A 23,247-nucleotide genomic window follows, 5' to 3' on the forward strand; every position below is an offset into this window, starting at 1 on the left:
TTAATAACTTTTTCTTATAAAATAACTGCTTTTCTTTCGAAAAAAACCGACAGTTTTCTGTCAGTTTTTTCGCTAGATCTCCCATTTATCTGGCCAAAATTAAAATTTTACCAGCTTCAAGTCCCTGTACAAAATCTGCTATCTGTCGTTCAGTCAAATCAAAGTCCTCTAAGAGCCTTGTAACAGATTTATCATCCGTTCTTGAGAACCATTTTGCAAACGGACCCGCTGCATAAAGAGGACCCCCATCTGGCCGGTACACTTGTGGGATCACAAGTCCGCCACTTAATGACTGTAAAATCCCTGAAATAGCACCAAATGCTTCTTCATTCACCGGACGTTCAATGTCCGTATCCGTATCTTCTGCTACTTCACGGCTAACCTTTTTTTGTTTAGCTAACACTGATAGATCTTCTTTGGAATAGCCATCTTTTATTAACTGTTCAATTTTCGTCTTTGCTTCTGCTTCTGTCTCTGTTTCAAACACTTCCCATTTTTTCATCAGAGTCCCTCCTCGTTCATATCTAATATCACCTTAATTTCATCGGTCGAAAGTTGATGTAAAAATTGCTCGCCTGGCTTAATCAACTGATCGACTAATGCTTGCTTCGTTTTCTGTAAGTCATAAATTTTTTCTTCAATTGTCCCTTTCGTAATCAAACGAATCACTTGAACTACTCGTTTTTGGCCAATGCGATGAGCTCGACTAGCCGCCTGCTCCTCAATTGCTGGATTCCACCAAAGGTCAAATAAAATGACAGTATCTGCGCCGGTCAAATTAAGACCCGTTCCACCAGCTTTTAGTGAGATTAAAAATAAATCTTTTTCGCCTTCATTAAAAGCATCAGCCATCTCAACTCTTGACTTACTAGAAGTTTTCCCATCCAGATAAAAGAAATCTAGCCCATCTTTTTGAAGCTCCTTCCCAATCAACTTCAACATAGAAGTGAACTGAGAAAAAATTAAAATGCGCTGACCATTTTCGTTCGCAGTACGGACTGTATCTATCAACTGATTCAACTTACTAGATTCCCCGATATAGTTTGCATCAAACATTCGGGGATCACAGCAGATCTGCCGTAAGCGAGTGAGTCCAGCTAAGAGTTTGATCCGTTCTGCCCCACTTGTAAGCGATGAACGGGCTAGATCTTCTTGAATTCGTTCTAAATAAGCAAGATACAAGCTTTTCTGCTCAGTCGTTAACTCTGAATACAGATTCGTTTCGATTTTTTCCGGAAGTTCTTTCACAACCTCTTGTTTTAAGCGGCGAAGCAAGAACGGACGAATCAGTTCAGCTACTCGTTCATGTTTTAACTCCTTAAATTTGCGAAGCGGCGGGAAAAAACCAGGCATAATCGTTTGAAATACTGCCCAAAGTTCATCTGTCGAATTTTCAAGTGGCGTTCCACTAAGTGCAAAATGTGTCCGTGTCTGGATAGAGCGAACAGCTTGCGAAGCCTTTGTAGCGTAATTCTTAATGTTTTGTGACTCATCCAAAATAACCGTATGAAACTGTTTGGTTTGAAAAAAATCTTGATCTTGACGCAAAGTGGGATAAGAAATTAAATAAACTTGATTCCTTTCAATTTGCTCAATTTGTTTTTCACGCTTTTCTTTGTTTCCTTGGATAATCGTAACTGGAACTTGCGGGGCAAAATTACGGAACTCATTCAGCCAATTGTATAGAAGTGAAGCAGGCGTCACGATGAGAATCGGGGCAAGCTGTTCTTTTTCTTCTAGCTCAGAAAGCAAATACGTAATCGTTTGGATCGTTTTTCCAAGTCCCATATCATCCGCTAAAATGCCTCCAAGGCCATATTTCGAAAGAGACTTCATCCAGTTAAATCCCGTCACTTGATAATCACGTAAAGAAGCCTTCAATCCTTTTGGTAATTCAAAGTGAGTTTCTTTTTCATGTTGAATGGTTTCTAACAACTCATTGTAGTTTCGACTAAATTGACTATGCAACTTTTGATCCTTAGAAAAGGTCTCATAAAGCTGAATCCCTCGATATACAGGAACTTGAACCGTTGATTTTAACGCATTCTTTCGCAAATCTAGGAATTCAATCATGCGAGCCATTTCTCGGTAAGCTTTGTCTTCAAGCGAGAGAAAACGACCGTTCTTCAAGCGATGAAAGGCTTTTTTCTCTTTTAACGAAACCAGAACATCTTGAATTTCATCCTCTGGAATTCCTTCAAAATCAAATGAAATGGAAAGCAAGCCGCTATCTTTCGTTAAATCAAAGGAAGTAACTGCTTCGACTTGTTTTTGAATCATTTCTTCCAGTTCCTCCGCCATATGAACTGTAACCAATTTTTTAAGTTTAGGAATCACTCGGTAATAAAATTGATAAAGTTTCTCGTCATCTGCTTGAAGCACCATCCGATCAGCGGAAAACAAAATCGGAGAATTCTCGATTAAATGCATGATATAGTTTTCTTTCTCAATATCACGCAAAATCACTTGGCGACCTCGCGCTTCAAGCTCTTCAGTTTGAAAAGGATCAAAACTCTGACTCCCGTACCGGTAAACGAGCTGTAGCTGATGCTTATCCGCTTCAAATGGCGTAATGTAAAGCTCTGCAATAAGCTCCTCTTGCTCAATTCTTGTTTCAATTTCTTCATCCATCTCTACACGTCCACTTTTTTGCAAGACGGGAAGGACATAGGAAACCATTTCCCCTAGTTTTTTTTCAGGAAACTGAATGATATCGCTTTTAGCAATTTGTTGAAACTCTTTCAGCGGCGCAAGCGCTTCCCAATTTTTTTCGCTTAAAAAATGTAGCGTTCCATCTAGAAAAACAGCTCGGTATAAGTCCAGAAAAATTGCTTGTTGTAACGACTCAAACTCAATTTGGTATTCGCCTTCTGTTGTTTCTATAAAACGATAACTAAAATCCAAGTTTTCTTCAGTTACTAAAAACTCAGGATACTGTATCGAAACGTCATTTTTTTCCGTTACAATTTGGAATAAGCTTGACCGCTCGCTAATTTGTTCAAGAAGTGGCTTCGCTGCATTCGGTGGAATCAAAAGGCGTTTGTCTTCCCTGTAGTTTCGAGCAAAAGAATCCAGTTCGGTATCATAGAGCTTCGAAGCTTCATAGATTCGCGTAAGTTGTTTTAAAACCGACCAGTCACCAGAATCAAATTCATAATCATTTGGGTCATAAGTAAAGTGACTTGTAAATTCTAAAATGCGTCCTTCTTTAATAGCATCAAAAAAGCTCCCAATTTGTTTCACCACATAAACTCGTTCTGGACCGACTTTTAATTCTAAAGCTAGTCGGTTCATCTGATTTTCTGGAAAAACTTTGATGATAAATTGAATGTTCAAAAGTTCGCGACTCGTCGTAATTTCTCCTTCAAAACGTTGTTCAGAATTTGTTTTAAAAAGCGAAAGCAGTGTTTCCGATTCTTGCTCCAGAATTCGAGCTTTTAGGCTTTGTTTTTTTATTTCATGTTTGAACTCTTCATCCTTCAAAAAAGCAGCATAAATGTGTTTACAGACCCGTTCTCCGTATTTATGAGCGGAACAGGTACAGTCAAATAAATGTTCTCCATGCTTTTCGACTCGCTCACCGTCTTCAAAATAATAGTTGTCCTGTTCTTTTACTATTGCCGTTTCGCGGAGCATTTGTTTGGCTGCTTGTTTAATTTGATAGGGAATCATCTCATCTTGAATATTGACGCTTTGACTCAAAACTTCACTTCCCTCTCTAAATTTCTTTTAATACTCCATTTTACCATAAAACAAGCGTTTTAGCAGATGAATCGCTTCTTCTATTCGATTCCGAAAAATTGGGTTTTGCTGCCATCATTTGTTGCTGTTACTTCAAGTCGGGCAGGTATTCGCTCCTTTAACTCAGGCACGTGTGAAATAATACCGACTAACCGTCCATTTTCTTGCGTTTCAATTAAACATTCAATTGCCATTTCAAGAGATTCCGGATCGAGCGTGCCAAATCCTTCATCGATAAACATTGTATCAAGAGAAACACCGCCTGCCATTTCTTGAACAACCTCTGCAAGCGCAAGGGCAAGAGCGAGTGATGTTTTAAAACTTTCTCCACCAGAAAGCGTTTTAACATGTCTTGATGCGCCCGTGTACGCGTCAAACACTTCCAGTTCCAAACCACTTTGCGTATTTCCTTTTGCCCGTTCAAGTTTTCGTTTTAATTCAAAGCGACCACTTGTCATCTTTAGAAGACGTGCATTGGCGTGATAAATAATCGTATCAAGAAATGTTGCGAGCACGTAGCGTTCAAATGTAAGACGCAATTCATTTTTTCCGTGAGTCGTATCGGCAAGTAAACCTACATCCGCATAATCAGCCGCAAGTTGATCTAGCTTGCTCTTAGTTTCCAAAAAAGCTTGTTTTTGTTCAGAAATAAATCGCTTATTTTCTCGAGTTTCAGCTGCTGTTTGTTCTTTTTCTAACCGCTCTTGTTTTACAACTTCAAATGCTTGCTGTATCCGTTCAAGATCTGGCTTTTCGACTTCTTTTAATTTACGTTCAAGCTGAAGGATACGCTCTTTCACGACGAGGCGTTCATCTTCGTAGGTTTTAACCTCTTTTTCGATTGTTTCTTGCTCATTTTCAGAAAGTAAAGCTTCTTCAAAACTTGCAAAATCAGTGAACTCACGCTTTGAAAGTTCTGTCTTAAAGCGTTTTGCTTCTTGTGCTTGTTCTTCTTTTAATTGTTCCTCGTAAGCATGCTGGTTTTTAAGCCCTGTTTCCGCCGAAACCACCTGCTCGTTTTGCTTGCTTAATGCTTCTTGAACTCTCTTTTCGCTTTCCAAATGGCGATCTAGTGCTTGTTTAATTTTATTTTTCATCGCAAAAAAGGTTTCTTCATTTCGTAAATTTTCTGGAATCGCTTGCTCTAAAAGACCGATTTCTGTTTCTGTCACATAACGTTTTCGCTCTTTGTTTTCCTTTTCCATTTGAAGGCTTGAAAGTTCTTCGCTCAGTCGTTCTTTTTGCTGCGTTTTCTTGGCGTTTTCTTCTATTAGCTGCGTTTTTTCTTCAAGCGCCACATCCATTTCCTGCTTTGCTTGCTTTTGCTTTGTAAGAAACGCTTGCAGTTCTTCTGCTCTTTTTTGCCAGCTTTCTAATTCGCGAAGATCTAACGGTTCGCCTTGCTCCATCTGCCACTCCAGCTGACGATTTTGTTCCTCTAGATGCTGGCGTTGTTCTTGAAATGTTTCAAGTTTTGCTTGCTCTTTTTCAAGCGCATTTGCTTCTTCATTTGCCTCATGAAAAGTTGCCGGATGGGGATGATCATGGGCGCCACATACGGGACAAGCTTCGCCATCAACTAGGTTCAATGCTAAAACGGCCGCTTGCTCTTTTCGAACAATTTCAAGCTTCTCCTGTACAATACGCGCTTGCTCTTTTTCTTGTTGTTGTTTCCTTTCTAATTCAGCAAGGATTTTTTGTTGCTGTTTTTGCCAAGATTGAATGGCTATGGCTTGTTGTTCTTTTTCTTTTAATTCAGCAAGGGTTTTTTCTGCCCGATTTTGTTCAACCAGCAATTCATATCTTTTACCTTCAATAGCTGCTTTTGTGTCAATTTGTCTTGTTAAACGATCAGTTTCTTGACTTAGCTGCCGAAAAACTTCTTCTTTCTCAAGAAAAAGGCGTTTTGCTTTTTCAAAATCTTGCTGTGCCAGCTTGTATTCCTGCTTTTTCGTTTCAAGCTGTTTTAGCTTCGGCTCTAATTCCTCAAATTGAAATAAATTATGACGCCACTTTTCCGCACGCTCGCTTTCTTTTTGGAGCTCCTCTTGTTCTTCTAGCAGTTGTGCTTGTTTAAATTTAAATTGCTTTACCTGGCTTTCAAGTTCTACTTTTTTTTGATTTTCTTGCTTTAATTTTTCATCAAAGCGAAGAAGTTGTTCACGCATTTGACGAAGCGGTTCAGCTTTTCTTGCCTGTTTCAACTTTGTTGCATAAATCTCCATTTCAGCTTGCTTTTCATTGAGGCGTTTTTCATTTTCTTTCGCCGAATCAAGCTCCGAAAAATCTACTAATGTTTTTTCAGCAAGTGTAACTTGTTGGGCAGCTTCTAGTGCTTTTTGCTGAGCCACTTGTAACGCCTGATCTGCCGCTAGATAAATTTCGGCACATGCTTCTTCTTTTGCCTCTAGCTCTGCTAAATTTTCAGCAAGCGTCTTAGAAGTGTCGTTCAGTTCTACTCGTTCTAAAATTTTAGCGAGCTCAGCTTCTGCATGTCCCGCTTTTTCTTCGAGCTCTTTTTGCTTTTCAATCAGCCTTTCCTCTACCCGCTTATAATAAATCGTATGTGCAAGGCGTTGTAAAATCTGTTCTTTTTTCTTACTATCTGAGACTAGTAATTCACGAAATTCACCTTGCGGAATCATTAAAATTTGCCTAAATTGATCAACATTCAGTTGGATAATCTCTTTTAGCTGCTGTTCTACTTCTTGAACGGAGCTCGCTAATAATTTTTCTTCTCCTTGCTTGATTTCATAGAGTTCCACTTTATGTGGAATCGTTCGCATCCCTTCTCCTCGTGCTTTTGGGACTTCTTGCTTTGGACTGCGTTTAATCCAGTAAATTTTATCATGGATTTTAAACGTAAGTTCAACTGTAGTAAGTTCAGAAGCAGTTGCAAAATCGCTTCGAAGTGTGGCACTATCTCGGTCAGCTAAATTCGCAGTTCCAAATAAAGCAAAACTGATTGCATCAAAAATGGTGGATTTTCCTGCTCCTGTCTTCCCGGAGATAACAAAGATTCGTTCATTACCTAGCTTTGTGAAATCGATTTCTTCTCGTTCCTTATAGGCTAAAAAAGCTGTCATGGAAAGTTTAAGTGGGCGCATCAGTTTTCCTCCTTTCGGACTTCGTTGAAAATAGCTGTCATCAAATCAACTTGCTTCTTCGTCAAACTTTCTCCCCGGACGTGCTCAAAAAACTGGTCAAATAATTCAATGTCGTCTTTTTTCATTAATTCTTCAAATTGATCTTCATTTTGCGTCGTAATCTCGAGCTTTTTCCGTTCGAGATGTAAAATATTAGGATAAAATGGACGAAGTTTTCCGATGGGGTCTATCAAGGCCCCTTTATCTTCTAAGCGAATGGCTAAGTAATCTTCTGGATGATCTAAGAGGTTAGTTGTCAAATCCTGCAATGTTCCGCTTTCCATTCGCATATCTTTTTGAGGAATCAAAGGTACTTCTCGAACTTCTGTAAGCTTATTCCCCGAAAAGGAGACGATGCGTACACTTTTTTGATCTTGGCTTTCTGAAAACGAATATTTTAACGGAGAACCACTGTAGTATATTGTAGGATGTGAAATGGCATGTGGATGATGTAAATGACCGAGTGCCACATAGTCGAAACCGTCAAAGGCGGTTGTTGAGACTCGGTCAACATTGCCAACTGAAAGCTGCCGCTCAGAATCAGATGGAATTCCCCCTGCAACAAAGGCATGTCCCACAAGAATTTGTGCTTTCGAAGAGTCCCAAACTGAACGAATTTGTTTCGTAATGGCTTGCATCGCATCTTCATAACTGCGAATTTCATCATCTTGCATAAGTTCACGTACAAGTGCGGGCTCATGATAAGGGACGAGCCAAATTTCTGCTTCAGCTAGCGAAATCGGTTCAATCGTTTTCATCAATTTTCCTGCCATAAAAAGCTGTGTATTTTTATACCATGCGGAGCCGAAATTTAGCCGTTCCGCACTATCATGGTTGCCGCTAATCGCATAAATGGGCAATTTAAGTTCCACGTTCCAATGAAACAGGGTATCATTTAACAAACTGACAGCGCTTGTTGGAGGAACGGAACGATCATAAAGATCCCCTGCAATAATAATTCCATCCACTTCTTCATGTTTAATAATTTTTGTAATTTCATTTAAAATATAACGCTGATCTTCAAGCATGGAAACCCCCGAAACGATTTTTCCTAAATGAAGATCTGCTGTATGTAAAAGTTTCATAATAACCTCTTTTCTTTTTATTTCTCTTTTTATGAGGTGCAAAATCCTTCTTTTTTGGTATACTAGTAATTGAATTAGGTTTTTTAGGGAGTTGAAGCTGTTGTTTTACCGATTTGCAAAAAGTGCCGTTCACTTCATTTTAGCCATCATTGGTGGACGATTTCAAGTACAAAATAAAGAAAAGATCATCGAAGGGCCTTATGTTGTTGTCTCCACGCATACTTCTTGGATTGAAATAATCTATCTCGGGTTTGCCCTTTATCCAACGCCCATTCATTATATGGCGAAACAAGAACTTTTTAAAGGGAAAATGTTGAGCTGGCTAATGACTCATTTAAATGCTTTTCCTGTTAACCGCAGTAACCCAGGGCCAAGCGCGATCAAGGCACCTATTCGCTTGCTCAGACAAGGGAAAGTTGTTGGAATTTTCCCAAGTGGAACACGTAAGCAAACTAATCTTCATTTAAAGCGAGGCGCCGTTACGATTGCTTATAAAGGAAATGTTCCACTGCTTCCGGCGGTTTACGATGGACCCAAAAACTTTAAAGAAATCATTAAACGAAAACCGGTTATTATTCGTTTCGGCGATGCGATTCAAGTACACGACACGGAACAAGAACAAAAACTCGTTTTGGAACAAAAATCAGATGAACTTATGAAAACTTTTGAAGCCTTGCAAGCTGAAATTGAGGCAACGAAAAATAAATAAAAGCATGTGGGCAAAAGCCCGCATGCTTTTATTTTGGAGTTACATCGTATCAGTTAAGATATCAGAACCCGCAAGTTTATTATCCTCTAAGATCGTTTTGATTTCTTTTGACGCTTTTTCAAGTTCTTTATCGGCTTTTGCAGTGTCAGGCTTATCGGCTTTTAAAGCTTCTGCTTCTTTCCCATAAGCACTGCTTAAGTCCTTCAGAGTGACCTCGAATTTCTTAGTTGATTTACCTAAATCAGGGACTTTTTCTTCCTTCAGCATATCTGATACATTTTGGGCCGAGACAGAAGCTTTTTTCGCAAGTTCCGAAAGTTCTTGTTCACTTGGTTTTGGATCAGCAGTTTGCGCCTGTGTATAAGCACTGAAATCCGCATTTTTATCCGATATTTTCGAAACAAGATCCATGTAATAATCAAGTACTTTTTCTTTACTTGAAGAGGATGTCTTGTTGTCCTCTTTTTTATCACTACTTTCCTTACCACCTGATGAACATGCGGCAAGTGAAAGTACTAAAACAAACATTAACAAACTAATAGCAATTTTTTTCAAACCTTTCTCCTCCTAAAATCCTTTTTATGTAGCTAAAAAACTACATTTTTTATAATGATTTGGCTTTAGCCTTTTACAAATTATCCTTGAGCCTTTTCTCAGGACATTTCCGCTGATTTTGCAAGACCACGCGCAACAGCTTTATACTGAAAGTACATTGCAACACGCCAAGGAACGATCATTGCAAAAGCCATAATCCAAAACATACCTGCTAGTTCGCCGACTTCTACGCTCCCACTGATCCAGTATTTCAAAACAATTCGAATCAAAAGCAGTGCCATAAGCAAGATCGGAAAAGATTTCGTTCGTTTGATGTACACTTCTTCATTTCGTACTTCAAACCGAGTCGTCCAAATTAAGATGAGTGAAAACGCAAGTCCCATCCCGATGGCTTCAAGAATATCTAGTCCCGTTACCCAAAAATATGGAATGACGAACATAAGTGCACCCGTTGACATCATGATAGGCGGTAAAATAATTCCCTTAATAGATGCTGGGCGTTTCGATGCTTTCATTCGGATAACAATGATCATCGTCCCGAATAAAAGTGTGATTAAAATGGATACGAAAAGTGACATACTTTAATTCCTCCTAAGCGCTCATTCGTTCACCATTATAGCGCTTCTTTCAGAAAAAAGCCAAGTTTTATTTAACTGCCCTTTCGTCCAAATCCATACCACTATTTTGTAAAAGATACATGGAGTGATAGATGCCCCTCTCTTTCAAGAGCTCAGCATGTGTCCCGCGCTCAACAATTTCCCCTTTTCTTAATACGAGAATAAGATCCGCATCTTTAATCGTCGAAAGTCGATGCGCAATCGCGATTGTAGTTCGGCCTTCTCGCATTCGTCTAAGTCCCGTTTGAATCATGCTTTCTGTTTCCGTATCGATATTTGCGGTTGCTTCGTCCAATACGAGAATCTGGGGATCTGTCACAATCGTCCGGGCAAATGAAATTAATTGTCTCTGACCACTTGAAAAGGAAGCCCCTCTTTCAATCACTTTATGGTCGTAACCACTTTTTAATGACTGAATAAATCGATCAGCTTGAACAAACTTCGCCGCTTCCTCCACTTCTTTATCTGTAATGGCTTGGTTATATAAACGAATATTATCGCGAATATTTCCGTAGAACATAAAGCTATCCTGTAATACAAGACCTGTTTTTTTTCGTAATTCTGTAATCGGATAGTTTTTGATCGAGCGGCCATCAATTAAGATATCACCTTGTTCAAATTCATAAAAACGCATCATTAAATTGATAATGGAACTTTTCCCGCTTCCTGTATGCCCAACCAGTGCAACAGTCTGTCCAGGTTGTGCCGTAAAAGAGATATTTTGGAGCACATTATTCTCACCATCATAAGCAAAGGAAACGTCTTTAAATTCAATTTGCGCTTTACCCACTTTTGCACTCTTTTCAGGATATTGCGTAGGAACTTCCTCTTTTTCATCCATAATTTTAAACACGCGAGAGGCAGCTGTGATTGCTTCTTGATACATAGCAAGTCGTTCCATGACATTAAAAATGGCTTCAAGAAAACGATCAAAATAGTTAATAAAAGCATAGATCGTCCCAATTGCCACTGGACCTATTAAAGCCTCCATCCCGAAGTAACTAAGAATAATGACTACAGCAATTGCATAAAGAAAATCAATTGCGGGTCCTAGCAAAAGAGCATTAAATTTAATATTTTTTATTCCAACGTCATAGTAATCTTTATTAATCACTTCAAACTCATCCGTTAGACGTTTTTCTTGATTGAACTCTTGAGCAATCGACATACCAGAAATGGATTCACTAATGTTTGCATTCAGTTGACTGAGTTTTTCACGCTTAGCTCGGTAAAACTTGGAACTGTATTTCCTGTATATAACCACAATTCCAGCAATAATTGGAAATAAAATCAAGCTGTAAAGAGCGAGCCTAACATTTAATGAAAACATTGCCACATACATTCCAATCAACATAAACAGACTTTGAATAGCGGTTGAAAGGACATTGATGAACATATCTTTAATGGCTTCTGTGTCATTCGTTACTCGCGAAACAATTCCTCCAGCTGGCGTTTGGTCAAAGTAGCGCATACCGAGTGCATGTAATTTTGAGAAGATATCTACTCGAATGCGCTCCACAATCTGTAGTGCAATTTTTTGGAAAAAGAAAAGTTGAAAATACCAAACAACAAATTTTCCAATTTCAAGTCCAATGTAAAGAGAAGCAAGAATCACGATCGCTTTTGTTTCAAAACTAAGCGGTGTTAAGTGCTGATCCAAAAACGCTCGAACGAGAAGTGGAGAAATGACTTCAGCTGCAGTTACGAGTAAGACAAGAAAGCCTGTCAAAATGAGAAGTGGAATGTGGTATTTCGTGTAGCCCATCAAGCGTTTTAATACCATTCGATGTTCTTTTCCAGTCATCGTTTCAAGCTCTTCATTTATAAGATCAGTCGCCATTTTCTTCACTCCTCTCCTCAAGTTTTTGCTCACGATACATCGCTGCATACCACCCGTCTGCCGCAATTAGTTCAGCATGGGTTCCCTGTGAAATGATTTTCCCATCATCCATCACAAGAATTAAGTTTGCATGCTCGACAGAACTCAAACGGTGGGCGCTGATGATCGTGGTTTTATTTTGTCGCGTCTCTTTTAAGTTGGAAAGAATTTTTTCCTCTGTTTTTGCATCGACTGCCGAAAGAGCGTCATCTAAAATTAAAAGTTCAGGATTCAGCAATAAAGCACGTGCAATCGCGAGCCGCTGCTTCTGTCCGCCTGAAAGCGAAACGCCACGTTCCCCGACAATCGTATCATAGCCTGCTTTAAAGCCTTCAATATCCTCATGAACAGATACCGTCTTAGCTACGGTTTCAACTTCTTCTCGCGTCGCATCTGGCCTACCAAAACGAATGTTATTTAAAACCGAAGTTGAGAATAAAAACTGATCTTGTGGGACATAACCGATTGCTTGGTGTAACACTTTTAGTTGATACTCTTGAAATCGTTTTTCACCAAAATAGATCTCTCCATCAAACTGATCATACTCTCGGAGAAGCAGCTTCAACAATGTCGTTTTCCCAGCTCCAGTTCGTCCAACAATTCCAAGTGTCTCGCCCTCGTGAAGAGTAAAAATTACGTCTGAAAGCGTCTTCTCCGCTTCTCCTGGATAGTTAAAGCTTTTAATAGTTGCTCGAATATCGCCTTGAGGTAACTCTCTACAAGCACCCGGAAGATCAACAATATCTGCTTTTTCGTCAAATAAACTCGTGATCCGGTCATAAGAAGCACTCCCGCGCTGGATGATATTGTACAAGAAACCAAAAGCGAGCATTGGCCAAACTAGTAAGAATAAATAGTTCACAAACGCGACCACTTGGCCGACGGTCAAAGTTCCATCCAGAACAAATTTGGAACCAAAACCAATGGAGAGTACAAAAGAAAGAGTGACAATAATTGAAATGACAGGGTCAAACATGGCGTCCACTTTAGCGACGGAAACATTCTTTGAAACAACGTCTTTCGCTTGTTTCGAAAAATCAGCAATATCTTCTTCTTCTTGCCCAAAGGTTCTCGTTACTTTAATTCCAGAGATACTTTCTTGCGTTTTATCGTTCAATCTCGAAAAAGCAGCTTGTGCATCGTGAAAGCGATTATGTAGTTTTTTCCCAAGAATGGAAGTGCTAAGAACCATGAGCGGCATTGGTAAAAGCGCAATCAAAGTTAACTTCCAATCGATACTAATCGCCATCATTAAAATAACCGTTCCGCCAGTCAGACAAGAATCTGCCAGTGTCAATACACCTGAACCTGCCACTTGTTGAACGGCTGTAATATCGTTTGTAGCCCGTGCCATAAGATCCCCTGTTCGGTAGCGTTGAAAGAAAAAGGAAGACATTTTCGTTAAATGTTCAAACAACCTATAACGCAAAGTTCGTTGTAACAAGTTGTCTGATCCAAAAATCATCAACCGCCAAACATAACGACCTAAATAAGTCAAAATGGCAACGACTACAAGAAGAATCATCCACTGGATTAAACTTAACCTCGTGAGGGAATGATTCGTGATCGCATCGACCACTTTCCCGATTACAAAAGGGGGTATAAGTTGCAACAATGCAATGATAAATAAAATACTTATCCCAAAAATATATTGCTTTTTTTGCTCTTTAAAAAACCATGCTAATTGTTTAAAAATTTTCAAATGGCGAGCTCCTCTCCTTATTTTAGACAATAAAAAATAATGGACATTCAATTTTGTCCATTACCACTTAAAAATATTTGTCCCCATTTTTCTGCGCAAAAAACAGTTAAGAAAAGAAACTAACTTTTCCTAAAATCCTCCAAAGGCCGAGTATAGGAATGAAAAACAAATAATTTACTTTTAAGTAATAACGGTTTTGTTGATTGTTGTTGAGTTAGCGGTAGTTGATTGTTTTGCATAACATATACCTCCTTTATTTCATGTGATGACATTATTGTACAGGGCTTTCACAAAAAATGCAAACGATTTCTTGAATTTTTTTAAAATTAGTGTTTTTCTTTCTTTTAAAAATAACGTCTCAATCCTTATTATACATAGAAAAAAGTGCCTCCCTTTCTTGGAAGACACTTTTTTTACTTGCCTTATTTTTTTGGCTCATCTTCATCCATTTTCAAAATCGCCATAAAGGCTTCTTGTGGAACTTCAACAGAACCAATTTGTTTCATCCGTTTTTTACCTTCTTTTTGCTTTTCAAGCAGTTTTCGCTTCCGTGAAACGTCCCCGCCATAACACTTTGCAAGTACGTTTTTTCGCAGTGCCTTGATCGTTGAACGAGCGACAATTTTGGTTCCAATAGCCGCTTGAATAGGCACTTCAAATTGTTGCCTTGGAATAAGTTCGCGTAGTTTTTCAACAATCGCTTTCCCACGTTCATAAGCAAAGTCACGATGCACAATGAAGCTAAGCGCATCCACTTTTTCAGCATTTAATAAAATATCCATTTTAACGAGTTTCGATTGCTTGTATCCAAGTAGCTCGTAATCAAAGGAGGCATAACCTTTGGTGCTTGATTTCAATTGATCAAAAAAGTCATAGACGATTTCCGAAAGCGGAATTTCATACAAAACACTCACACGAATATCATCCAAATATTCCATCGTAACAAAGTTCCCACGTTTATTCTGCGCGAGCGTCATAACCGCACCCACATACTCATTTGGAACCATAATTGTAGCTTTCACATAAGGTTCTTCAATAGACTCGATCACACCTGGTTCCGGCATCTCAGATGGGTTATCCACTACTATTTCGCTACCATACGTTAACTGCACATGATAAATAACACTTGGCGCTGTCGTGATCAAGTCAATATTAAATTCGCGTTCAATCCGCTCTTGAATAATTTCCATGTGCAAGAGTCCAAGAAATCCACATCGAAAACCAAAGCCAAGAGCTTGCGAGGTTTCTGCTTCAAATTGTAAAGCTGAATCATTTAACTCTAGTTTTTCAAGCGCGTCTCGTAAATCATTATATTTAGCAGAATCAATCGGATACAGCCCGCAATACACCATTGGGTTTAGTTTCCGGTAACCAGGTAACGCTTCTTCTGCTGGATTATTTGCGAGTGTAATCGTATCCCCAACACGTGTATCCCCAACATTTTTTATTGATGCGGTCAAATAGCCAACATCTCCCACCATAAGCTCATCTTGCGGAGTTGCTTTTGGTTTAAAGACACCTACTTCTGTAACTTCAAATTCTTTTCCATTTGACATCATTCGAATACGATCCCCGGCTTTCACAGTGCCGTCAACAATTCTAATATTCGCGATAACGCCTCGATAAGCGTCATAAACCGAGTCAAAAATAAGTGCTTTTAATGGTTTATCAAGGTCTCCTTGTGGAGCTGGCACTTTTTCAACGATTTGTTCAAGAATTTCTTCAATGCCAATCCCAGCTTTAGCAGAAGCGAGTACTGCATCACTTGCGTCCAGTCCAATGACATCTTCAATTTCTGCACGAACCCGCTCAGGATCGGCTGCTGGCAAATCAATTTTATTAATAACTGGAAGAATTTCCAAATCATTATCAAGTGCTAAATAGACGTTTGCAAGCGTCTGTGCTTCAATTCCTTGAGCCGCATCTACAACAAGAATTGCTCCTTCACAAGCAGCTAGACTCCGTGAAACTTCATACGTAAAATCGACGTGCCCGGGTGTATCGATCAAGTGAAAAATATAAGTTTCGCCATCTTTAGCTGTATAAGCAAGTTGAACAGCATTCAATTTGATCGTTATGCCTCGTTCGCGTTCTAAATCCATCGAATCTAATAATTGATCTTTCATTTCACGATGGCTTAACGCATGTGTTTGTTCTAAAATCCGATCCGCTAATGTTGATTTCCCGTGATCAATATGGGCGATGATCGAAAAATTTCTAATTTTATTTGTCCGTTTTAACATTTCATTTTTATCCATTTTCACAGCTCCTGCTCCTCAGCTCATTCAAATTAGTTAGAATGGCAAGCTAAAATTGATTATATCAATAGATGAGCGATTATTCAATGGCTCATTTGTAAAACTGGCGGAAATTCTAAGAAATTTAGCTTGTCTTATTGCAAATTCATTCATATTTAGGTATAATAGCATTTGTTCTGAAGTATTTTAAAGGGTATGTTTGAAATAAGTACTACCTCGATTAGTTTGGACGGAGGTGAATGGAATGCCAAATATTAAATCTGCTATCAAACGTGTTAAAACAATTGAAACTCGCAACAACCGCAACGTTGCTCAACGTTCTGCGATGCGTACAGCTATCAAAAAAGTAGAGGAAGCTGCAGCAAACAATGCTGACAATAAAGAAGAATTATTCGTAGCTGCTTCTAAAAAAATCGATACTGCTGTATCCAAAGGCTTGATTCATAAAAATAAAGCAGCTCGCGATAAATCTCGCTTAGCAGCTAAAATCAAGTAAGCAATGAAAACATCACGGTTGTGGTGTTTTTTGTTTGTCAAAAAGGGCCTAATTAGGCCCTTTTTGCTTTTCTAAAGTCTTCTAATTCAAATAAAAACCATTCCAGTTTTTGTGTCTTCTCTCCAAAACCCGTTTTTAATTCAAAGTCACTAGCCGCTAGCTTTAAAAGAGCAAAGTCGAGCTCTTCCTTACTAAACCCACGCGCTTGTTTCGCCGCCATTTTTGCTCGAAATGGATGTACTTTTAGGATACCAGCCGCTTGTTGTGCGCTCACTCCTTTTTTCTCAAGAAGTTGTAGTTGATTCATCAAACGAAACTGGCTAGCAACAAGTGCCACAATTTTAATAGGCTCTTCTTTTTGTTTAAGTAGATCATAATAGATTCGAAGCGCTCCAGCCGTATCCCGTGCAATAAGCTTATCCAGCAATAAAAATATATTTTGTTCAAGCGAACGAACGACAAGCTTTTCTACATCAAGAAGCGTAATTTTTTTTGACTCAAACTCATAAAGCATTAATTTATCAAGTTCATTCATCGCCGTAGTGAGGTTCCCACTCGTTAGCTCCATCAATCGTTTATCAGCTGCTTGTTCAAGAGTGAAGCCATTTTCCTTCGCTTTTGTTTCAATCCATTTTAAAAATTCAGCTTCACTTGGTCGTTTAGCTTCGATCACAACAGCTTGTTTTTTAAGTAACTTGGTTAATTTCTTTCTCTCATCTAACTTTTCAACATGCGCAACAAAGCAAAGAATCGAGTAATCCGCAGGCTGTGCCAAATACTGTTCAAGTCTTGATGTTTGATGTTCGATTTTATTTTTGGTTTTTTCACTTGTTAAAAAAGTAGGGTTGCTTGCGATTACAAGTCTTTTATCGCCAAAAAAAGGAAGGGTTTCTGCTTCTTCCATCACCGTTTCAATGGGGGTTTCTTCCAAGTCAAAATTAGCATAATTAAATTCTTGTTCATCCTCTTCTAAAACGGCATTTACTAGTCTTTCTTTTGTTTGGTTGATGACATAATCCTCAACGCCAATAATGAGATAGACTTGCGCTAATTTCTTTTGTTCAATGGCTTTCCACTCTTTTATCAATTTTATCCACCTCTTTCACTAATCGTAATCGAACTAATCTTCGTTTTCAAGCATTTATTGCAACTTCGTTTTGAATCCTTTAAAAAAGCGATAAACAATCATCCCATTTTGATCTGTTCTCAAAATCTGGATGTTATTTTTTTGTAAGGTTTCTAGAGTTTCTTCATTTGGATGACCAAATCGATTTTTCACGCCACAAGAAATGAGAGCAAATTGTGGCTGTACTTTTTCAATAAACATTGGTGTCGAGGAGGTTTTGCTCCCGTGATGCCCTACTTTAAGAATGTCTGCTTTTACTTCTTCTGTCTTTAGCAGTTCTTGCTCAATTTCTTTTTCAGCATCTCCTGTGAAAAGCCAGACTAATCCGCCTAATTTAGCTTTTAACACAAGTGAATTATTATTTGTGTTTGCCACTTCTCTATATGGTGACAAAACTTGGAAAAGATACTCTTTCCCTATTTGATCTCCTTTTTTAAGTTCTGTTACAGGGATGCCTTTTAACTCTTGGAGCGTTTCCTTAAGAATTTTTTTCTTTGCCGCATTTTTTGCGATATAGATTCTTTTCATCTTAATTTCAGTCGCAAGATCTTTTAACGCCCCCATGTGATCGGCATGAGCATGTGTTATAAAAACTTTATCTAACTTTTTGATTCCTCTTGACTTAAGAACTGGGGTCAAGAGATCTTTTCCAATTGAAAATGAATGCTTTCGCCTTTGCCATTTTTCTTTTGGAAAATCTATTTGTCCTCCTGTATCAATTAAATATGTGCCTTGATTTTGAGGAAGTTGGATTAAAATACTGTCTCCTTGACCAACATCTATGAGGCGCACTTCGCCAGAAAATGGAAAATTACTGAGTTTGGCACACAGAAAAAACAATATGGTAAGGCAAAAAGTCCGTTTAAAATATCGTTTTTCCCAATATAGAAAAATAAGTAATGTAACTAAAACAAGAAGTAAAGTGAATACCTCACTTGGTTTCCCTGCTGTAAACATAGTTCCATCAAAAATTTGAAAGACTTTAGTAGTTTGTTCCATTACAGCTACCGAAAAATCAAGCAAACCATTTAAAAAAGTAGCTAAGATAGGAACTTTTGAGAAAAGAAAACAAACAAAAATAAATGGAACCAGAAAACTAGAAAAAAATGGAACATAGAGGATGTTGAGGAAAATGCCGATCAAAGAGAATTCAAAAAAATGAAATAACAAAATAAGTGCAGAGGCAAGTGTAGAAATAACAGAAATAATAAGTCCTTTTCCAAAATGACTACGTGCTCTACTAATAAGTGGTGAGCCTAACAAAATGGCAAAAGACACTGCATATGACAATTGAAAACCTGCATTAAATAAAACATAAGGATTGATAACAAAGCTTGCAAAAAAGACAAGTGAAATTGCACAGGTAGGAGAAATTGGATGTTTTAGTTTTTTTCCAAGTAAGACAAGCAAAGTCATTCCGCATGCTCGAATGACTGGAGCTCCTAAACCAGCAATCATAGCGTAACAAGGTAAAATAAAAAATAAAATCGTTTGACTGGTTTCTTTTGTAACGCCAAACCGAATAAGTAAAAAATAACAAAATCCAATAAACAAATTGACATGAAGTCCAGAAATCGCTAAAAGATGAACGACACCGAGTTTCTGATACTCTCCATAAAGTTCCTGATCAAAACTTGACTTATCTCCAATAATCAAAGCTGCTACATATGGCGCCGCTTGTTTACTGAAATGTTTCTGTGTGTATTCTAGTAAATCTAAGCGGAAGTTTTCTAGTTTCGAAGAGAAGGATTGCTTAGCTCCGACAAGTACTAACCGATCAGCTTGAAAAACAGTATGAACTTTTTGGCGCTTAAGGTAGTTAGCATAATCAAATTGATCAAAGTTTCGTGCCTCTCCCGGTTTTTCTAATTGTCCCGTAGCCCGAATAAGTGAACCGTAACGAACTTTCTTAAGTGGCTCTTTTTCTTTTTCACTTTTTATTCGGTAACGTAATACGCTCTTCTCTTGATTTACATCCACGATAGCTGAAAAAAGATCTCCATCAATTTGCAGAGACTGGATAACACGAACAGTCTCTGATTTTGTTGTCAGTTCATGTTTTGAGAAATTAAATGTATCTACCAAAAAATAATAACCCGATGCAAGTAATAAAACACAAAAGAAAACAAGCGCTTGTTTTCTTTGCTTAAAACTAATTAGATAACCGCTAAATAGCAAACTTGCAATAAGAAAAAGAGGAGTCCAGTAAACGCCTAGAACACCAAAGATGACGGCAACAACGCTAGAAATGGCAAAGTGTTCAATAATCTATTTCCTCCCCTTTATGTTTTTTACAATTTGTCTTCAATAGATTGAAGTAAGCTTTGTGCTTTATCTTCCGGCAAATCTTCTTCATTGATCGCTTCTGTAACGCTCGTTAACATTTGTTGTTTGGAAAGCAGACCATCATTTAAGATTTCATGATCAAAAGGCACTTTTTTGACAATAACGCCAGCTTGTTCGAACAATTCAATGGCATATGGATTATTTTTATAGTCCTTGGCATAGTATACCGCTTTGATTCCTGCTTGAATAATTGATTTACAACAAGCTACACACGGGAAATGAGTGACGTAAAGCTCTGCTTGATCGGTAGAAGCTCCGAATTTCGCACATTGTAATAGTGCATTCATCTCTGCATGAATCGTCCGAATACAATGTCCCTCAACAATTAGGCAACCCTTTTCTGTGCAGTGATCTCCTCCAGCAATTGACCCGTTGTAGCCACTTGCAATCATTCGTTTATCCCGAACAATAGTTGCTCCAACCATTAAACGTGTACATGTACTTCGTGTTGAAATTAAATGACTTTGTGCCATGAAAAATTGATCCCATTCAATTCGTTTCATCTTTTCGACTCCTTTCGTCTCTCATAATAGTATAATTCGCTAGTGAACAAGCGTCAATCAAATCTAAATCTCTAAATAAGCTTTTAATTTCTCAAGCGTTTTTTCGCCTATCCCAGAAATTTGAGTCAAATCTTCAATTTTTGTAAACAAACCTTCTTTTTCGCGATATTCAATAATCGCAGTTGCTTTCGCTTTCCCAATACCCGGAACTTGCTCCAAATCTTGCGCGGTTGCTTGATTGATATTGACTTTTTCTGATCCTGCTTTTTCGGTAGTGCTGGCAGTAGTTCCTGCTAATGCTGAAGACCCCTTCTCACCTTTTTTAATCACTTCTACTACCATTTCATCTTTTAACTTTTGAGCTAAATTGACTGAACTTGGGTCAGCTTCATTTAACAAGCCACCAGCTCGATCAATCGCATCTTTCACGCGACCATCTTTCGGAATTTGATAGACCCCAGGAGTACGAACAGCTCCTTTTACATCCACAACCACAACAGAGTTCTTTTCTTCCCTTTTTGCTGGCTCGTTTTGTGTTTTTGTTTCTTTTTGCTCGGTTATTTGTTGCGACTTGACCTCTACTTCTTCTCCATTTGCATGATAAAAGAAAAAGAAACCCAGTATGAGAACACAGATCAGACCCCCTGCCCCGATTAAACACCATTTTGGATTTTTTTGATACAAATCTTTTAGCATGGAAAGTGCCTCCTTTTGCTTCTCTATTCGACACAAGCTCTTTTATTCCTCCTGCAACTGTCAAAAAGAAAAAAAGCCAAAAAGTTATTTTTTGGCTTTAAAAAAGAGGCGTTCTGTTTTTTCATTTGGACTTTCATCGCTAAAATCTCCAAAAACTTGGATATCACAAAAATTTGCTTCTAATAAAAATTTTTTATACGTTGAAATTGGAAAGGTGCGTTCTTTATGTAACTCATCTTTTCGAATGTAACAGTCTTTTTCACCTTCTTGAATGAAAAAGCTCAGCTCATGTTCAACAGAATGCGGATGCTCACCGGGAAAGGAATTCCAGATGGTTGAAATGTAAGGGTCTCCCTCTCCGTAACTATAATTTGCAAAGACTTGATCCACTTTGTAAATAGAATGAACATCGAAAAGAAAAGTGCCATCTTTTTTTAGATGTTTGTACACATTTTGGAAGGTAGCGCGAACTGCTTCTTCTGTTTCTAGATAGTTAAGCGAATCGCAAAAGCAGGTTACAGCATCAAATTCTTGCTTTAAATCAAAATGAGTCATGTCAGCTTGGACAACTGGAATTTTAAGGTCAATTTGAGCAAATTTCTCTCTTGATACTCTGACCATTTCAGGAGCTAAGTCTAGACCCGAAACTTGAAGCCCAGCGAGTGCCATGCGCAAAGAAAACTCCCCTGTTCCAGAAGCAAGGTCTAATAAAGAATGTGTTTCTTCCGGTAAATGGCTTAAAGCAAATTCCGTCCAAGCGTCATAGAGCTCCCCGTCCATCAGTTCATCATAAACAACTGGAAAAAATTCATAACTCATTTTTCTCTCCCTTTCTATTCAAAAAAGCAGCAAGATAAACCTCGCTGCTTTCCCGCTTTTTTAATAGGAAAAAGCCTCCGACACATTTTCAAGTGGCGCATCTCCCCATAGTTTTTCCAAATTATAATAAGAGCGTTCGTCACGGTGAAATACGTGGACAATGACGTCACCCAGATCAATTAATACCCATTTAGCGGCATCGAAACCTTCTAAACGTTTTACTTCAATCTCGTTTTCTTGAGCCTTGTCTTTAATTTCTCGTGCAATCGCCTGCACTTGTTTATCCGAATTACCGTGACAGATCACAAAATAATCCGCAATGCTTGAAAGTCCCTGCATGTTTAAGGCAAGAATATCCTCCGCACGTTTATCATCTGCTGCGCGTGCAACAAGCATCAATACTTCATGACTATTCAAATCGTTCAACATCTCCTTCTTGTTTTAAAAATGCAAAAGTATTATAACTATCAAATGTATCTGGAAAAATCGGTTGCTCTTTATCCGAAAGATACACGATTGTGCGGCGAAGCGCAAATAACATACCCGCATCAAGCGACTTTTTTGAAAGCGTTCGTGCTTCTTCTACCCCAGGAAAATCGCGGCCGGGCTCTGTGTAGTCAGCTAAGAATATAATTTTATCAAGTTTATTCATCTTCGTACTCCCAGTTGTATGAACACGGATAGCTTCCAAAATATCAGAATCCGTTACGCCGAATTCTTTTCTAGCTAGATATGCGCCAATTGGTGCATGCCAAAGCGCACGACTATATTTCAAAAGTCTAGGATCCATGTTTTCTTCGCGAATTAGTTTCTCAGCTTGATCATCTGGATAGTATTTCGCATAATCATGCAACAAAGCCGCAATGCTCGCTTTTTCTGTTGATTCCTCGTAAATTTCTGCATATAGGAGTGCTGTTTTTTCGACCCCTAATGTATGTTGAAATCGCTTTTCTGGCATTGCTTGCTTAATTTTCTCTAACATTTGCTCACGATTCATAAAAATGATGCTCCTTTATATAATCCGCTACTTTTTCAGGAACGTAATAATCAATCGGGCTTTTCTTCTGGCACTTTTCACGGATCAGTGAAGAAGAAATATCCATTTCTGGAACCGTTACATCCAAAACTGGATACTCGGAGTTCAAGGAATACGTAGGTCGATTGACACCAACAAACGTTACGAGTTCAAGTAGTTCTTCAATTCTATACCACTTAGGCAGATATTCAACCATATCACCGCCAATGATAAAATAAAAGCTTTGTTCTGGACTTTCCTGAGTCATTTCAAGCATGGTATCGAACGTATAGCTTTTTCCCTCACGGGAGAGTTCCCGAGTATCCACTTCAAAATGTGGATTGGACGCTGTTGCGAGTTTAAGCATGTGAACTCGTTCATCGGCTTCTACAAACCCACTTTCCTTTTTATGAGGCGGAATTTTATTGGGTAAAAAAATGATTTTTTCTAAGCCAAGTTGCGCATAGACTTCGTTTGCAATGATCAAATGGACAATATGTGGCGGATCAAAAGTACCTCCAAGTATTCCAATTTTTTCCGTCATTTTTATCACC

General features: G+C 38.4%; 19 protein-coding genes. 2 read left to right on the forward strand and 17 right to left on the reverse strand.

The features are described 5' to 3' along the window. Nucleotides 1-85: 85 nt before the first annotated feature. From HB912_RS04850 to HB912_RS04865, 4 genes are all read right to left on the reverse strand, one after another. A complete protein-coding gene (locus tag HB912_RS04850; protein WP_185372551.1) occupies nucleotides 86-502 on the reverse strand; it encodes a general stress protein in 417 nt (138 codons plus the stop codon). Next, the gene (locus tag HB912_RS04855) at nucleotides 502-3,702 is read right to left on the reverse strand and encodes a DEAD/DEAH box helicase (protein ID WP_425324761.1); all 3,201 of its coding nucleotides are present in this window, start codon (nucleotides 3,700-3,702) and stop codon (nucleotides 502-504) included. The genes HB912_RS04850 and HB912_RS04855 overlap by 1 nt, the downstream gene beginning before the upstream one ends. An 80-nt stretch (nucleotides 3,703-3,782) precedes the next feature. Then, nucleotides 3,783-6,848, reverse strand: coding sequence for an SbcC/MukB-like Walker B domain-containing protein (locus HB912_RS04860; protein ID WP_185372553.1), 3,066 nt, complete (start codon nucleotides 6,846-6,848; stop codon nucleotides 3,783-3,785). After that, a complete protein-coding gene (locus HB912_RS04865) occupies nucleotides 6,848-7,972 on the reverse strand; it encodes an exonuclease SbcCD subunit D (RefSeq protein ID WP_185372555.1) in 1,125 nt (374 codons plus the stop codon). The genes HB912_RS04860 and HB912_RS04865 overlap by 1 nt, the downstream gene beginning before the upstream one ends. Nucleotides 7,973-8,072: 100 nt before the next feature. Here HB912_RS04865 and HB912_RS04870 point away from each other — a divergent pair, with 100 nt between their 5' ends. Further along, nucleotides 8,073-8,681: a lysophospholipid acyltransferase family protein gene (locus HB912_RS04870; protein ID WP_185372557.1), complete on the forward strand. Its 609-nt coding sequence runs from the start codon at nucleotides 8,073-8,075 to the stop codon at nucleotides 8,679-8,681. Nucleotides 8,682-8,720: 39 nt separating this feature from the next. Here HB912_RS04870 and HB912_RS04875 read toward each other — a convergent pair whose 3' ends face one another. From HB912_RS04875 to lepA, 5 genes are all read right to left on the reverse strand, one after another. Beyond that, nucleotides 8,721-9,236 (reverse strand): hypothetical protein, encoded by a 516-nt coding sequence (locus HB912_RS04875; RefSeq protein ID WP_185372559.1) that lies wholly within the window; start codon nucleotides 9,234-9,236, stop codon nucleotides 8,721-8,723. A 98-nt stretch (nucleotides 9,237-9,334) separates the two neighbouring features. Beyond that, nucleotides 9,335-9,814, reverse strand: a complete 480-nt coding sequence (locus tag HB912_RS04880; protein ID WP_185372560.1) for a CcdC family protein — start codon at nucleotides 9,812-9,814, stop codon at nucleotides 9,335-9,337. A 67-nt stretch (nucleotides 9,815-9,881) separates the two neighbouring features. Next, the gene (locus HB912_RS04885; RefSeq protein WP_185372562.1) at nucleotides 9,882-11,693 is read right to left on the reverse strand and encodes an ABC transporter ATP-binding protein; all 1,812 of its coding nucleotides are present in this window, start codon (nucleotides 11,691-11,693) and stop codon (nucleotides 9,882-9,884) included. Beyond that, nucleotides 11,683-13,434 carry an ABC transporter transmembrane domain-containing protein gene (locus tag HB912_RS04890; protein ID WP_185372564.1) on the reverse strand — a complete coding sequence of 584 codons (1,752 nt, stop codon included), beginning with the start codon at nucleotides 13,432-13,434 and terminating at the stop codon, nucleotides 11,683-11,685. The genes HB912_RS04885 and HB912_RS04890 overlap by 11 nt, the downstream gene beginning before the upstream one ends. Nucleotides 13,435-13,856: 422 nt before the next feature. Beyond that, nucleotides 13,857-15,692, reverse strand: coding sequence for a translation elongation factor 4 (lepA, locus tag HB912_RS04895; RefSeq protein WP_185372566.1), 1,836 nt, complete (start codon nucleotides 15,690-15,692; stop codon nucleotides 13,857-13,859). A 244-nt stretch (nucleotides 15,693-15,936) separates the two neighbouring features. Here lepA and rpsT point away from each other — a divergent pair, with 244 nt between their 5' ends. Then, complete coding sequence (gene rpsT, locus HB912_RS04900; protein ID WP_036073473.1) at nucleotides 15,937-16,188, forward strand: 30S ribosomal protein S20; 252 nt, start codon at nucleotides 15,937-15,939, stop codon at nucleotides 16,186-16,188. A gap of 52 nt (nucleotides 16,189-16,240) precedes the next feature. Here rpsT and holA read toward each other — a convergent pair whose 3' ends face one another. From holA to HB912_RS04940, 8 genes are all read right to left on the reverse strand, one after another. Next, nucleotides 16,241-17,275, reverse strand: coding sequence for a DNA polymerase III subunit delta (holA, locus tag HB912_RS04905; protein WP_185372568.1), 1,035 nt, complete (start codon nucleotides 17,273-17,275; stop codon nucleotides 16,241-16,243). 54 nt (nucleotides 17,276-17,329) lie between these two features. Continuing rightward, nucleotides 17,330-19,582, reverse strand: coding sequence for a DNA internalization-related competence protein ComEC/Rec2 (locus HB912_RS04910; protein ID WP_342354361.1), 2,253 nt, complete (start codon nucleotides 19,580-19,582; stop codon nucleotides 17,330-17,332). Between the two features lie 23 nt (nucleotides 19,583-19,605). After that, on the reverse strand, nucleotides 19,606-20,163 hold the full coding sequence (locus HB912_RS04915; RefSeq protein ID WP_185372572.1) for a ComE operon protein 2: 558 nt from the start codon (nucleotides 20,161-20,163) through the stop codon (nucleotides 19,606-19,608). A gap of 63 nt (nucleotides 20,164-20,226) precedes the next feature. Then, nucleotides 20,227-20,859: a helix-hairpin-helix domain-containing protein gene (locus HB912_RS04920; protein WP_185372574.1), complete on the reverse strand. Its 633-nt coding sequence runs from the start codon at nucleotides 20,857-20,859 to the stop codon at nucleotides 20,227-20,229. A gap of 84 nt (nucleotides 20,860-20,943) precedes the next feature. Further along, entirely contained in the window at nucleotides 20,944-21,678 is a 735-nt protein-coding gene (locus tag HB912_RS04925; protein ID WP_185372576.1) for a class I SAM-dependent DNA methyltransferase, read from the reverse strand. 60 nt (nucleotides 21,679-21,738) lie between these two features. Beyond that, on the reverse strand, nucleotides 21,739-22,095 hold the full coding sequence (rsfS, locus tag HB912_RS04930; RefSeq protein WP_036073463.1) for a ribosome silencing factor: 357 nt from the start codon (nucleotides 22,093-22,095) through the stop codon (nucleotides 21,739-21,741). Beyond that, nucleotides 22,088-22,675: a bis(5'-nucleosyl)-tetraphosphatase (symmetrical) YqeK gene (yqeK, locus tag HB912_RS04935; RefSeq protein WP_185372577.1), complete on the reverse strand. Its 588-nt coding sequence runs from the start codon at nucleotides 22,673-22,675 to the stop codon at nucleotides 22,088-22,090. Before yqeK ends, rsfS begins: the two co-directional genes overlap by 8 nt. Beyond that, nucleotides 22,665-23,237: a nicotinate-nucleotide adenylyltransferase gene (locus HB912_RS04940; protein WP_185372579.1), complete on the reverse strand. Its 573-nt coding sequence runs from the start codon at nucleotides 23,235-23,237 to the stop codon at nucleotides 22,665-22,667. Before HB912_RS04940 ends, yqeK begins: the two co-directional genes overlap by 11 nt. Nucleotides 23,238-23,247: the final 10 nt, after the last annotated feature.

The sequence above is a fragment of the Listeria aquatica genome (assembly GCF_014223975.1).
In the GTDB taxonomy this organism is placed as follows: domain Bacteria; phylum Bacillota; class Bacilli; order Lactobacillales; family Listeriaceae; genus Listeria; species Listeria aquatica.